The following is a 12,528-nucleotide window of genomic DNA, read 5'->3' as shown; positions in this document are numbered from 1 at the left end:
CCCGGGTCGCACCGAGGACCGGCACGAGCGCGAACCAAGAGCCGAACCCGAGCACCCAGCGCAGGCGCCCGAGGGACACGTCGAGGAACGCCCGCACCACGTGCGGGTCGAAGTGGGTGCCCGCGCAGCGCGTCAGCTCGGCGCGTCCCTCGGCGGGCGAGGCCGGCCGCTTGTACGAACGCGCCGCGGTGATCGTCTCGAACGCATCGGTGACCGCGACGATGCGCCCCGCGCGTGAGATCTCGTCGCCTGCGAGACCGCGTGGATAGCCGGTCCCGTCGAAATGCTCGTGGTGCTCGTCGATCGCGTGCGCGGCATCCCCGAGCCATGCGCCAAGCGGGGCGATCAGACGCGCGCCTTCAGCCGGGTGACGTTTCAGCACTGCCCACTCGTCGTCGTCAAGTGGGCCCGACTTGTTCAGGATCGCCCTGGGCACTTCGAGCTTGCCGATGTCGTGAAGGAACGCGGCCCAGCCAAGGCGGTCACGTTCGTCCGCGTCGAGGTGCAGCTCCTCGGCCACCAGTCGCGTCAGCGCCTGCACGCGCTCGGAATGCCCGCGTGTGCGGCGGTCGTGCGAATTCAACGCCGCGGCCAGCGCGACGATATCGACCGCGCGCTCGGCATCGGGCAGGTCGGCGTGCTCGGGAGACTGGACGCGCGTCTGGAGGCAACGGACGTTGCTGGCGCGCAGTGCGACCCGCAAGCGCGACGGTGCGTGATCCGGGAACGCGAGGGTCAGTCGCAGCAGCGCGGTGAGGGGGAGGAGCCGGCGGGCCAAGACGTCGGCGCCCAGCGTCGCCACGGTGGCCGCGCCGAGAACCGCGACCAACCAGGCGATCCGAGCGGCGCCGTGTGCCTCTGGGAGCAGCTCGCTGGCCAGCGCGCCCGCACCGAGGCCGGCGACCACCGGGACCGCGAGCACCAGCGCTCGCACGAGGAAGGTGAGCAGCGGCCGCGCCGCCCAGCGCGCCCGCCCGGTGGTGCTGGGGGCCTGCATGGCCCCAGTATCGCGCGGAGAGTGGTCATTTGACCACACAAAGTGATAATCCGGGCCTGGGCGATGGCCCGAAAGCAGGTACGTTCGGCCCCATGCGAGATGACGTCAGCGTGGCGATCGGGACGATCAAGGGCGCCTTTCTCCTACGGGGCGGTGAGGTCGAGGGCCCCTTGTTCAAGGGCGAGCGGGTCCCCGCCCTGGCGTTCGACACCCGTTCCAACCCGGTCCGGATGCTCGCCGGCTCGACGAGCGACTGGTGGGGCTCGGGGGTGCGGCTCAGCGATGACGCCGGTCGCACCTGGACCGACCCCGAAACACGTCCTCTGCGGTTCCCCGACGACACCGGCGAATCGCTCGGGCAGGTGTGGCAGCTCCAGCCGTCGACGGCTGCCGAGCCCGACGTCATCTATGCCGGCGTGGAGCCCGCCGCGCTGTTCCGCTCCGACGACCGCGGTGAGACGTGGTCGCTGGTGCGAAGCCTCTGGGACCACCCGCACCGCGCGCAATGGCAGCCAGGCTTCGGCGGTCTCGGTCTGCACACGATCCTCGTCGACCCACGCGATCCGCAGCGTCTTCTGGTCGCGATCAGCGCGGGCGGTGTATACCGCAGTGACGATGGTGGAACGACGTGGACGGCGCGCAACGCGAGCATCCCGACGGGAGACGATCCCACCAACTTCCCGGAGTTCGGGCAATGCGTGCACAAGGTCTCGCGCGATGGCCAGGATCCTGACCGGCTCTTCTTGCAGAACCACGGCGGGTTGTTCCGATCGGACGACCACGCCGTGACGTGGAACGACATCGCGAATGACGTGCCATCCGACTTCGGTTTTCCCATGGTCACGCACCCCCGCGTCGGCGCCACGGCGTACGCGATCCCACTCGACGCCAACTACCGCTGCATGCCCGACGCGAAGTGTCGGATATGGCGCACGCAGGACGCCGGCGCGTCGTGGGCGCCGCTCGGCAACGGGTTGCCGCAAGACGGCGCACACCTCACGGTGCTGCGAGACGCGTTCTGCCACGACGGTGCCGACCCGCTAGGCCTTTACTTCGGGACTCGTACCGGCCAGGTGTTCGGTTCGTTCGACGAGGGTGAGTCGTGGGAGCTCTTGGTCGAGTTCCTGCCCGCGGTGCTCTGCGTTCGCGCCACGGCCTTCAACTGAGCACCGCGCTCGCGTGGGAGCCGTCACGGTCCGAATCCCCGCCGCGCTCCGTCAGTTCACCGATGGCCGAGCGACGATCGCGGTCGAGACCGGCGCCGCCGCCACGGTGGCCCAGGTCCTTGCATCGTTGACGGATGCCTGCCCTGGCGTGGTGGACCGTGTGCTCGACGAGCAAGGAGCGCTGCGCCGTCACGTGCACGTGTACGTCGGCGACGAGGATGCGCGCCTCCTCGGCGGACTCACGGCATCCGTGCCCGACGGTGCCGAAGTGAGCATCCTCCCCGCAGTGTCAGGGGGACGAGAGGATCCACGACTTGCTGCGGCTGCGGCGGTGCGCAGGGTCGCCCACGCCCTCAGCGCGCACGAAGCCGATGACACCACGTTGCGCCGGATCAGCGAGCTCCTTGCCGGCACGGCGGTCGAGCTGGAGGGTTGGCCGCGCCGTGAGCGCATCGTGCCCACGTTCGGCGAGGGTGCGGTGATCGACACCACGGCCAAGGGCCGGCATCCCCTGGACGACCGCGCCGTGGCCGGTCCTGCCAACCCGACGGCGGTCGACTTCACGGCTCGACGCGAGGGTGACGAGGTGGTTGCGGATGCGTGGTTCGGCGCCGCGTTCGAGGGCGCGCCGGGCCGGGTGCACGGCGGGATGGTCGCCGCGGTGTTCGACGACCTGGTCGGCTTCGTCCTCGGGATGGTTGGTCATCCGGGCTTCACGGGCGGTATCACGGTCGACTACAAGGCGCCCGTGCCGACGGAGCGAACGGTGGAATTCCGGGCGCGGCTGCGCGAGCGGACCGAGCGCAAGCTCCTCGTGGATGCCGACGTGCGCCTGGCTGACAAGGTCCTCGCGACGTGCGACGCGGTGCTCGTGCTCGTCGACGGCAAACGGTGGGCCCGCCACGCCCGCGAGCTCCTCGACGACTGACCGCGGGGATTCTCGGCACGCTGGACAACCTCAGAGGTTGATGAACGTGCCGAAAAGTCGGTGGTTACCTCGATGCCATCGTTCCGAACGCGGGGCTGCCCGAGTCACCCGGCACCTCGTCGAGCGGCACCTTGATCTCGTCGACCGTTGGACCGACCTTCGCGGCGATCGGCGCGAGCGCGTCGACGTCGAAGCCATAGACCTTGGCGGGGTTCTCGGTGACGACGCGCCGGACGTCGCCCGGGTCCCAGTCGGAGAAGGCCAAGCGCAAACCCTCGGTGGTGTAGGGGTACGTGCTCTCGTGGTGTGGGTAGTCGCTGCCCCACATGCAGCGGTCGATCCCGACCACCTTCATCGCCGCGGCTTCCACCGGGTTCGGGAAGCTCACGCCGACGTAGCAATTGCGCGTGAAGTACTCGCTCGGCTTCATCGACAGCTGTCCCTCGCTGTCGAACTTGATCTCACCCATGCGACCCGACGCCATCTGTGTGTAGAAGCCGTCGAGCATCTTCAGCACGCCGGGAATCCACGCGCAGCCCTGCTCGGTCATTGCGAACACGAGCTTCGGGTGCCGCTCGAACACGCCGCCCATGATCATGTGGTGCAGCGGCCGGTGCGAGAAGAACTGGGTCTCGCAGATCCACATGGTCCAGGCGACCGAGTACTTCCCGTAGTCGGGTGATCCTTGGCCCGAGTGGTGCGTGATCGGGACCTCCATGTCCTCGCATGCGCTCCACAACGGGTCGTAGTAGGGGTCCCACAACGGCAGCACGTCGGTGTCGTCGGGTACGCCGGGCATCAGCACGCCACCGCGCAGACCGTGCTCCTTGGCGAACTGCACGTCCTTGATCGCCTCGTCGACGTCGTTGAGGAAGATCTGGCCGACCCCGGCGCGCCGCTCCGGTTTCACGGAGCAGAAGTCGGCGAGCCAGCGGTTGTGCGCCCGGATGCCGGCCAAGCGCTGTCGGTACTCCTCGGCGTTCGGCGGACGGGCGACGATGGCGCCGGTGGGGAAGAACGGCGGGACGGTGTTCGGAAAGATCACCTCGCCGACGACGCCGTCCTCCTCGAGCTCACTGAAGCGACGTTCGTTGTCCCAGTTACGCGTGCGCAGGTGACCGTGCAGGTCCTTGAAGGGGTTCTTGTAGCGATTGCGCCACGCGTCGAACTCGTCTCGAAACTCCGGGTCGAGATACTCGGCGTACTGGTCCATCGACCCGCCGCCGTGGGTGTCGGCGGAGATGAGGATGTACCTGTCCATCTCGCTCACTCTCTGCGGGCCGGGATACCCGGCCCGCTGCCGTTCGTTCGCTGGGCGAGCTCGCTTCGCTCGCCGCGCTTCGTAGTCATCCTTCGATCTTGAACACTTCGAGCGCGTTCTCGCGCAGGAACTTGGGCCACACGTGGTCGCGGAGTGGCACGTCCGGGAGCTCCTGGAAGATGCGCTCCAACGAGAGACCCATCGGGTAGTACCCCGCATACATCACCTTGTCGGAGCCGCGCGTGTTCGCGTAGTCGATGACGGTTTTCGGGTAGTACTTGGGCGCAAACGCCGAGGTCATGTAGTACAGCCCCGGCCACTTGAGCATGAGCTTCACCGCGAGGTCCTCCCACGGCTCCGCACCGTGGCGCATCACGATGCGCAGCTCGGGGAAGTCGAAGCACACCTGGTCGAAGCGCATCACGTTCTGGCATTCCGACGGGAACCGCGGGCCCGCTATGCCCGCATTCGCGATGATCGGGATGTCGAGGTCGATGCACGTCGCGTAGATCGGGTACACCTTGGCGTCGTCGATGTTCACCTGCGGCAGGCAGCCTGACGGGAAGAACGTGATTGCGGTGAGGTCGTGCTCGTCCTTCGCCTTGCGCATCTTGCGGACGCATCCCATCGTGTCGTTGGGATCGATCTCGAGCGAGAACAGGAACCGACCGGGGTAGCGCTTCGCGGCTTCGATCGACTGCTTGCCCAAGCCGACCAAGCCCTTCTCCACGCCGCACTTGTCCATCTCGGCGATCGTCACCTCGATCGGGTCGATGCCTTCGTCGGCGTCCTCCGGGACCTCCTTGAACATGTAGCCCGCAGGCATCGCCATCGACTCGGACTCGTCGTCCTTGATGCCCTTCATCAGGTACTCGTAGACCTTGTGGTGATCGCGCATCGGAAAGCCGATCATCAGATCGACGGCGCCGACACCTCGCGGGAATCCCATCCTCACTCCTGCTCGCGGTAGGAGCGGATTGTCGCCCAGCCGCGAGCGCGCGCGCACGTCTGCATCAAGCCCGGCGGCCGGGCGTGCGGGGAGCGTTGAGGGTTAGGGAGTGTCGCTCGCCGTCGGCGAGGTGGCCGTGCCCTTCTTCTCCTGCCGCTTGCGCCAGAAGAACACGATCCCGCCGATCGCGGCGCCCAGTGTCGCCAGCCTGCCGAGTGCTCGTCCGAATCCCATTGCGCACCTCCTGCGTCGATCCGCCGCCCCGGAGGGGCGGCTGCGGTCCGGATACTACGAGCAGCCGAGCGGCCCCTGAAAGGGGCGGGCTCCGGCATCCCGAGCCCGAGCGAGCGCGACCATGAGTAGGAGCAGTCGTTGGTGTGATCTAGGTGGTCGCCTTCGTGACCGCGGCGGTGACCTCGCGCCAACGCTCGAGTGATCCGGCGCCGAAGGTCCAGTTGGCTGACGCGTCATACATCACCACGCGGTCGGCAATGCCCCCGTACTTGTCGACGAGTGCGTCGGCCAGGCCGTCCCACGTCGATTCGAGGCTGTACACCTCGAGCATGTCGTCGGTGATCGTCTCGGCCATGCCCTTCAGATCACCGGCACGCTGGAGCTCGTGCAGGCGATCAGCGGTTCCCTCCCAGCCGTGCAGATCGAAGACGCCGCTGTACGTACGGGTCGATCCGTAGAACGCGATGCGAAGGCGCGTCTCGTCGCGCGCCCGAATCCGCTCCTCCTCGGTGTCCCCGAGGATCGCCATGATCGGGCACACGACCGCGACGCTGTCCGGGGCGCGTCCGGCCGACGCGGCGCCTTCGCGGACCGCTGGGAGTACCACCTCTTGGAGGTAGCGCATCGAGTGGAACGGGTGAACATGGATGCCGTCGCACACCTCGCCGGCCATACGGGCCGACCAGGGGCGCACGGCTGCGATGTACACCGGCACGTCGGGATGCTCGATCGGTCCCGGACTCCACATTCGCGGCATGAGGTCGAAGTTCCAGAAGTCGCCGTGGAAGTCGAGCGACTCGTCGCCCTGGAACGCGCGAAAGATGGCTCGCAGCGCCAAGACGTACTCGCGCAAGCGTGAACCCGGGTGATCGAACTGCGCGGAGTACCGGCGCTCGATGTGCGCCTTGACCTGCGTTCCCAGCCCGAGCACGAAGCGGCCCGCGGTGGTGTCGGCCAGCTCCCATGCCACCTGCGCCGTGACCATCGGGCTGCGCGGGAACGCGACGGCGATCGCGGTCCCGATGTCAAGATTCTGTGCAGTCAATGCGGCGGCCGTGCATCCCGTGTATGCGGTGCGACCGCTCTCGGTGAACCACACGCCGGTGAAGCCACAGTCTTCGACCTCCCGCACCAATCCCGGTATGTCGCGAAGTGGTCGACCCATCGCGATCGTGTCGATCTTCAAACGAGCCTCCCTCGTTACGAGTCACACCGTACGCTGAATCGAAATCTCGAAACCTTTTCCGAGTATGCGTGGTCAGACTCGTGGGTGCGCGACACTCAGAGTCGCTTGCAGCCGCAGGAGGAATGATGACTACGTTGCTCGAAGAGCGTCCCGCGACGCGCGATCCGCAGGTCACCGTGCGCCTGGTCACCGAAGAAGGCCGGCGCGGTGGCGGAGGCGGCGGACGCAGCTTCGGCGGCTTGCTCCACACCGCGGGTCTCGGCGCGATCGCTTTCGCGATCTTGCTCGTGGTCGGCGCGATCACCGGGTTGGTCGATCTCGGAGGCATCTTTGGCTCAGGCACCACCACGACGAGCTCAAAGGTGTTGCTCAAGGAGATCAAGAACCTGTCGTCGTACGTCGCCATCGAAGGGACGTATCAAGAGGACATCACGATCAAGAAGGGCGTCCCGATCCTGCCGGACTTCATCGCCGGTGAGAGCACGACACTTCGAGCCGTCGGAACGGTTCCCGTCAGCGTTGACTTCAAGGTGCTGGCCACCGACGCGGTGCAGGTGAACGCCGACAACTCGGTGCGGATCACGCTGTCGTCTCCCGAGCTCGGGAACGCCGTGATCGACCCCAAGCAGAGCGAGATCACCGATCGAAGCCGTGGTCTCGTCAATCGACTCGGTGACGCGTTCGAGGGAGACCCGGTCAACGACCGTCCCCTCTATGTCAAAGCTGAGAACCGCATCGAGAAAGCGGCACGCGAGAACAACCTCGTCGACCGTGCGAAGCAGAACACGGCGAACATGCTCGAAGCCTTTCTCAGTCGCCTCGGTTTCACTGACGTGAACGTGACCTTCGAGAAGCCTCCGACACGGGGCGCGGGCAACTAAGGGGGACGGGCGTGCCGGCACGTGGCTACGCGTCAGTACGCTCGATCTCGGTGAGGAGCTCGGTGACGACGCGACCGAGCTCGCGGGTCACCACGGAGTCTGGGTGGCGCTGCTCGAGCACCCGCAGGAGCTCGCGGTAGTACCAGGCTTGCTCGTCACCGGGTGCGTTGAAGCGAGCCCACATGTCGGAGCCGCTGTCGCGCAGATCGGAGAGGATCGAGCGCGCGTTGTGCAGCTTGTCGGCGGCGGCAACGCGAAGCGTGCCCTCCGGCAGCTCGTCGTGCTCGAGGTGTGACAGGTAGCGCTCCTTGCGCAGCTTCCAGTCGCTCGAGTCGCGCGGCCCGTCAACACCGTCGCTGCACGCCACGACCACGCTCGCCACGTGCTCGCCGAAGCGCGCGCGGATCTCGGCCTCGACCACGCCGCGGTCCTCGACCGCGTCGTGCAGCACCGCCGCGATGGCGTCCTCTTCGGTGCCGCCGTCCTCGAGCACGAGCGACGCGACACCGAGTAGGTGCGAGGCATACGCGATGCGGGTGCCCTTGCGGCACTGGTCGGCGTGCAGCATCGACGTCCAACGCACGGCTTCGGAGAAGCGCGCGCCGAGAACGGCGGTGGGGAGGTCGTCGCTCATGGTTCGACCGTCGCGGTCATCCAGAACGAGGTGTTGTGGAAGTCGGCGACCGCGTTCCCTGGATGAACCAGCGCGTCACACGCAGTTCGTGTCTCGTCGTCGAGTGTCTCCCGAAGCACACCGAGCGCATCGTCGAGCTGTTCCAGCGTGCGGGGGCCGATGATGGGCGCCGTGATGCCGGGTTGGTCCTTGCACCAGAGCAACGCGAGCTGCGTGACCGAGAGGCCACGCTCCGCCGCGAGCTTTGCGAGCTCTCGCGCGACGTCGATGCCTCGCGTGGTGATGCGGTCCTTGATCTGTGGGCGGCGGTTCGCACGCGCGTCGGCAGGCACACCGTCGTTGTATCGGCCGGCCAGGATCCCACCACCGAGCGGGGACCACGGCAAAACACCGATCCCGTACTTGCGGCACAGCGGCAGCAGCTCGTTCTCGATGCGGCGATCGAGCAGGTTGTACGGCGGCTGCTCGGTCTCGTAGCGCGCCAGACCGTCGCGCTCGGAGATGGCGAGGGCTTCCATCAGGAACCACGCCGGATGGGTGGAGCATCCGACATGGCGGACCTTGCCCGACTGCACGAGCTCGTCGAAGGCCGCGAGCGTCTCTTCCTGGGGCACGCCGGCGAAGGTCGGACGATGCAGCTGGTACAGGTCGATGTGGTCGGTACGCAGGCTCGCGAGACTGTGTTCGCACGACGCGACGATGTGCTCGCGCCGGTGCCATTGCTCGGGGTCACCCTTCCCGCGGGGCATCCCGACCTTCGTGGCGACGACGACCTCGTCACGCTTCCCGTTCGCCGCGAGCGCAGCGCCGAGGATCTTCTCGCTCTCACCGCCGGCGTAGACATCGGCGACGTCGATCATGTTGATGCCGCCATCGATCGCCCGATCCACCATGCGCGCGGATTCGTTGGCGTCGGTCGGATCGCCGAAGTTCATCGCTCCGAGGCACAGCGGCGCGACCGAGATCCCGGTGGAACCCAGTGGTCGATGCTCCATCACTCCCGCTCTCGGCGCTGCGCGCCGGGCCGCTTGGGCCACGGCTCCGCGGTCAGTCGCCTCCATGCCCCGTGACCCTAGATCGCTATGACACCGCCACCGCGGGGTCGGCGGCCAGCGCGACCTCCGACGCCTCGACCGGCGCCACTTCGTCGCCGCGGCGAGCCACGACGAACGCGGTCACGCCGGCGGCCAGTGCCGCGACCGCGCCGATCCCGAGCCCAGCCCGCGGTCCGAAGGACTCGGAGACCCAGCCGACGATCGGTCCGCCGATCGGGGTGCTCCCCAAGAAGGCGACGCCGAACAGCGCCATCACGCGGCCTCGGTACTCGGGCGCCGTCTCCTCCTGGCACACGGCGGTGGCCATCGCCAACATCAGCATGGACGTGAGGCCCACGAGCGGGAGCACCGCGATCTCGGTGCCGAGCGTCGGAGCGAACGTGGCCGCGGTCATCGCGACCCCGAGCGCAATGGTGGTTGCGATCATGATGCGTATGCTCGCCCGCCCGTGGTGCGCGACCGCGAGCGCGCCGACGAACGAGCCCGCGCCGAGCACCGCGAGCAGCGTGCCGAAGGTATCGGCGCCACCCCCGAACTCGTGCTTCACGAGCAGGGGGAGCACGACCTGATAGTTGAACGTGAACGTGCCGATCACCGCGGTCAACAGCAGCGCGACCCGCACGGGCCGATTGCGCCATGCGTAGCGGAGCCCATCCTGGAATTGGCGGCGCCCTTTGGCGAGCGGCGGTGACGGGTGCAGCTCCGCAGGGCGCATCGCGCCGAATGCCCAGATGACCGCGACGAACGACACTGCGTTGAGGAGGAAGCACCAGCCCACGCCCACGCCGGCGATCACCAAGCCGCCGATTGCCGGTCCGATGACGCGCGCGGCGGTGAAGACGGAGCTGTTGAGCCCGACCGCGTTGGCCACGTCCTTCGCGGGGACCATCTCCGGGACGAACGCGCGTCGCCCGGGGTTGTCGAGCGCCGTGACGACGCCGAGACCTGTCGCCAGCACGTACACCATCCACACCTCGACGACGCCGGCGACGGTAACGAGGCCGAGGACGAGCGCGAGCAGTCCCGATGCCGCAGCCGTCGCGATCAGAAGCCGGCGCTTGTCGAGCCTGTCCACCAAGACGCCGGCCCAGGCGCCTGCGAGGAGCATCGGCGCGAACTGGAGACCGATCGTGACACCCACGGCCACGCCGCTGTGCGTGAGCCGGAACACCAGCCACGTCTGCGCGACGAACTGCATCCACGACCCGGTTCCAGAGATCACCTGACCGATGAAGTACAGGCGGAAGTTGCGCGTGCGCAACGAGTGGAAGGTGCGGCGCGCGGCGCGCTCGATCGGCGTCATCCTCTTGCCCGCTCTCGGCCCTGCCGGCCGGGCCGCTCGGGCCACGGCTCGCTGCGGCGCAGGGTACCTGCGCCGCGCAGGCTCGCCTCTGGTCCCCCCGGCTCGAGGAGGTGGTCGAGGATGACGGTGGCCTCGGCGAGGGTGGCGCGGTCAGCGGCGCTCAGCGAGTCGAGCCGCTTGGCGAGGTACGCCGTCTTGCGGGAGCGGTTGCGAGCAAGGAGCTTGCGCCCGGCGCCGGTGATCTCGACGCGCACGACGCGCCGGTCGGCCTCATCCGGGCGGCGACCCACGAGCTCCCGACCTTCGAGGCGGTCGATGGCCGCGGTGATCGTCGGCGGCTGAACCCGTTCGGCCGCGGCGAGGTCACCGAGGGTGATGGGCCCGCGCCGCTCGATCGTCGCGAGCGCCGAGAGCTGCGTCGGTGACGCATCTCCGGGGTCGCCGTGCTGGCGGAGGCGGCGGGCGAGGCGGGTGATCGCGAGCCGGAGCTGCTCGGCGAGGCCGGTGTCGGGGAGCACGGGGGTTGGCGTCATCATTTCGCCTAACTAATTAGTTCATCGAAGTATTCCAGATCGGCCGCCTCCGCGCCAGCGGATTCCAGGTGACCCGCGAGTAGGTGAAACGGCGGTTCGGCCGTATGCTGGTTGCACCCCTCGCGGGGGATCGGGAGGGACATGGCTAGCCAGACGCGTCGCGACGACCTCAACCAGCTCGACGGTTCGTGGCGTTGGGCGCTTGCGGCGCTCTCGTTCGGTGGCGCCTTCGTCCACTTTGCCGTGATGGGCGACCACTTCGGCGAGAGCACCGGCCACGGCGTGTTCTTCGCGCTCGCCGCCTGGTTCCAGCTGGCCTTCGGGCTCGGGGTGCTGCTCCGCCCGAGTCGTTGGCTGCTCCGTACCGGGGCTGTCGTCAGCCTCGGGATCGTCGTTGTGTGGGTGGTGTCGCGCACGTTCGGCGTGCCGATCGGCGACCACCCGTGGACCGCCGAGCCCGCCGAGTTCCCCGACGTGCTCGCGACCCTGTTCGAAGGCCTCACGGTGTTGGGCTGCGGTGCGCTCCTCTCGTCGCGCGCAACGCTCCGGCGTTTGTCGCCCGCGGTCGCCCTGCCGACGGTGGGTGCGCTCGGTGCCGCAGTCATCATCCTCTCCACGCTGGCGCTTGTTCCTGCGGTCGCCGGTGAGACCCATCAGCATGGCGACGCGTCGGTCGCGGCCGACCACGACCACGCCGTGACGGTGGGCGGCGGTGGTGTGTCGCCGGAGGATCTCGAGGCCGCCGGTCACTCGCACACGGCGGGCATCGAGTCGGCAACCGGCCTTTCACCCTGCGAGGAGAGCGGCCCACCCGTGTCCGAAGGTCAGGCTTCGGGTGGACACGGCGAGCGTGGTCCGTCGTCTCAAGCAGCGATCACCGACGCCGCGACGCGCGATGTGCTCGGTGGACAGCTCGCATTGGCGCGGGTGGCCGCGCAGAAGTACCCGACCGCGGCGGATGCCAAGAAGGCTGGCTACGTCCGTATCACGCCCTACCTCGCGTGCATCGGCGCGCACTGGATCAAGACGTCGCTCATGGACGGTGAGTTCGACGTGAACGAGCCGGAGATGTTGCTCTATGACACGAGCGGCCTCGACGGTCGGATGGTGGGACTCAGCTACTGGGCCCGCACCAGCAAGAACGACCCGCCGGAGGGCTTCGCCGGGCCGAACGACCACTGGCACCAGCACATCGGGCTGTGCGTGAGCCCGCAGGGCGTGGTCGGCAGCGAAGAGACCACGCCGGCCGAGTGCGCACGCCGCGGCGGCATGAAGACCGACGGCTCCGACTCGTGGATGGTCCACGCCTGGGTCGTGCCCGGCTGGGAGAGCGCCTGGGGGCTGTTCAGCGGCGAACACCCCGAGCTCGGCAACACCGTCCCCCACTAGTCAGCGACGAGA

Annotated in this window: 13 protein-coding genes and 1 pseudogene; 5 read left to right on the top strand and 9 right to left on the bottom strand. The window is 68.1% G+C overall.

Annotated features, from left to right (window positions below):
• The coding region (locus WEE69_10285; protein ID MEX1145679.1) for an HD-GYP domain-containing protein at window positions 1–997 on the bottom strand (997 nt) is incomplete at its 3' end.
• A 92-nt stretch (window positions 998–1,089) separates the two neighbouring features.
• Here WEE69_10285 and WEE69_10280 point away from each other — a divergent pair.
• The 3 genes and pseudogenes from WEE69_10280 to WEE69_10270 all read left to right on the top strand — a co-directional run bounded on the left by WEE69_10280 (window position 1,090) and on the right by WEE69_10270 (window position 3,091).
• Window positions 1,090–2,163 (top strand): sialidase family protein, encoded by a 1,074-nt coding sequence (locus tag WEE69_10280; GenBank protein ID MEX1145678.1) that lies wholly within the window; start codon window positions 1,090–1,092, stop codon window positions 2,161–2,163.
• A gap of 13 nt (window positions 2,164–2,176) precedes the next feature.
• Window positions 2,177–2,461, top strand: a pseudogene (locus WEE69_10275) (ubiquitin-like small modifier protein 1).
• Entirely contained in the window at window positions 2,450–3,091 is a 642-nt protein-coding gene (locus WEE69_10270) for a PaaI family thioesterase (GenBank protein ID MEX1145677.1), read from the top strand. The pseudogene WEE69_10275 and the gene WEE69_10270 overlap by 12 nt, the downstream one beginning before the upstream one ends.
• A gap of 64 nt (window positions 3,092–3,155) precedes the next feature.
• On the opposite strand, the gene WEE69_10265 is transcribed toward WEE69_10270, so the two are convergent.
• The 4 genes from WEE69_10265 to WEE69_10250 all read right to left on the bottom strand — a co-directional run bounded on the left by WEE69_10265 (window position 3,156) and on the right by WEE69_10250 (window position 6,721).
• Window positions 3,156–4,352 carry an amidohydrolase family protein gene (locus WEE69_10265; GenBank protein ID MEX1145676.1) on the bottom strand — a complete coding sequence of 399 codons (1,197 nt, stop codon included), beginning with the start codon at window positions 4,350–4,352 and terminating at the stop codon, window positions 3,156–3,158.
• A gap of 85 nt (window positions 4,353–4,437) precedes the next feature.
• Window positions 4,438–5,301, bottom strand: coding sequence for an amidohydrolase family protein (locus WEE69_10260; GenBank protein ID MEX1145675.1), 864 nt, complete (start codon window positions 5,299–5,301; stop codon window positions 4,438–4,440).
• A 102-nt stretch (window positions 5,302–5,403) separates the two neighbouring features.
• Window positions 5,404–5,535, bottom strand: coding sequence for a hypothetical protein (locus WEE69_10255; protein ID MEX1145674.1), 132 nt, complete (start codon window positions 5,533–5,535; stop codon window positions 5,404–5,406).
• 148 nt (window positions 5,536–5,683) lie between these two features.
• Window positions 5,684–6,721, bottom strand: a complete 1,038-nt coding sequence (locus WEE69_10250; GenBank protein ID MEX1145673.1) for a TIGR03617 family F420-dependent LLM class oxidoreductase — start codon at window positions 6,719–6,721, stop codon at window positions 5,684–5,686.
• A 122-nt stretch (window positions 6,722–6,843) separates the two neighbouring features.
• Here WEE69_10250 and WEE69_10245 point away from each other — a divergent pair, with 122 nt between their 5' ends.
• Window positions 6,844–7,602 carry a DUF4230 domain-containing protein gene (locus WEE69_10245; GenBank protein MEX1145672.1) on the top strand — a complete coding sequence of 253 codons (759 nt, stop codon included), beginning with the start codon at window positions 6,844–6,846 and terminating at the stop codon, window positions 7,600–7,602.
• 25 nt (window positions 7,603–7,627) lie between these two features.
• Here the strand turns inward: WEE69_10245 and WEE69_10240 are convergent, their stop codons facing one another.
• Genes WEE69_10240 through WEE69_10225 form a run of 4 tightly spaced genes read right to left on the bottom strand, consistent with a single transcriptional unit; the run spans window position 7,628 to window position 11,127 of the window.
• Complete coding sequence (locus WEE69_10240; GenBank protein MEX1145671.1) at window positions 7,628–8,236, bottom strand: HD domain-containing protein; 609 nt, start codon at window positions 8,234–8,236, stop codon at window positions 7,628–7,630.
• Window positions 8,233–9,297 (bottom strand): aldo/keto reductase, encoded by a 1,065-nt coding sequence (locus WEE69_10235; GenBank protein ID MEX1145670.1) that lies wholly within the window; start codon window positions 9,295–9,297, stop codon window positions 8,233–8,235. The genes WEE69_10240 and WEE69_10235 overlap by 4 nt, the downstream gene beginning before the upstream one ends.
• Before the next feature lie 19 nt (window positions 9,298–9,316).
• A complete protein-coding gene (locus tag WEE69_10230; GenBank protein ID MEX1145669.1) occupies window positions 9,317–10,594 on the bottom strand; it encodes an MFS transporter in 1,278 nt (425 codons plus the stop codon).
• Entirely contained in the window at window positions 10,591–11,127 is a 537-nt protein-coding gene (locus WEE69_10225) for a MarR family transcriptional regulator (protein ID MEX1145668.1), read from the bottom strand. The genes WEE69_10230 and WEE69_10225 overlap by 4 nt, the downstream gene beginning before the upstream one ends.
• Window positions 11,128–11,268: 141 nt before the next feature.
• Here WEE69_10225 and WEE69_10220 point away from each other — a divergent pair, with 141 nt between their 5' ends.
• The gene (locus WEE69_10220; GenBank protein ID MEX1145667.1) at window positions 11,269–12,516 is read left to right on the top strand and encodes a hypothetical protein; all 1,248 of its coding nucleotides are present in this window, start codon (window positions 11,269–11,271) and stop codon (window positions 12,514–12,516) included.
• Window positions 12,517–12,528 lie beyond the last annotated feature (12 nt).

Source organism: Acidimicrobiia bacterium (assembly GCA_040881685.1).
GTDB lineage: Bacteria > Actinomycetota > Acidimicrobiia > IMCC26256 > PALSA-555 > SHVJ01.
The sequence above is the reverse complement of the archived record's forward strand: the minus strand, read 5'-3'. Positions and strand labels throughout refer to the sequence as shown.

Coding starts and splice junctions, on each gene's coding strand:
- WEE69_10280 (MEX1145678.1), top strand. CDS start 1,090: ATGCGAGATGACGTCAGCGTGGCGATCGGGACGATCAAGGGCGCCTTT.
- WEE69_10230 (MEX1145669.1), bottom strand. CDS start 10,594: ATGACGCCGATCGAGCGCGCCGCGCGCCGCACCTTCCACTCGTTGCGC.
- WEE69_10220 (MEX1145667.1), top strand. CDS start 11,269: ATGGCTAGCCAGACGCGTCGCGACGACCTCAACCAGCTCGACGGTTCG.
- WEE69_10265 (MEX1145676.1), bottom strand. CDS start 4,352: ATGGACAGGTACATCCTCATCTCCGCCGACACCCACGGCGGCGGGTCG.
- WEE69_10240 (MEX1145671.1), bottom strand. CDS start 8,236: ATGAGCGACGACCTCCCCACCGCCGTTCTCGGCGCGCGCTTCTCCGAA.
- WEE69_10255 (MEX1145674.1), bottom strand. CDS start 5,535: ATGGGATTCGGACGAGCACTCGGCAGGCTGGCGACACTGGGCGCCGCG.
- WEE69_10245 (MEX1145672.1), top strand. CDS start 6,844: ATGATGACTACGTTGCTCGAAGAGCGTCCCGCGACGCGCGATCCGCAG.
- WEE69_10260 (MEX1145675.1), bottom strand. CDS start 5,301: ATGGGATTCCCGCGAGGTGTCGGCGCCGTCGATCTGATGATCGGCTTT.
- WEE69_10225 (MEX1145668.1), bottom strand. CDS start 11,127: ATGACGCCAACCCCCGTGCTCCCCGACACCGGCCTCGCCGAGCAGCTC.
- WEE69_10235 (MEX1145670.1), bottom strand. CDS start 9,297: ATGGAGGCGACTGACCGCGGAGCCGTGGCCCAAGCGGCCCGGCGCGCA.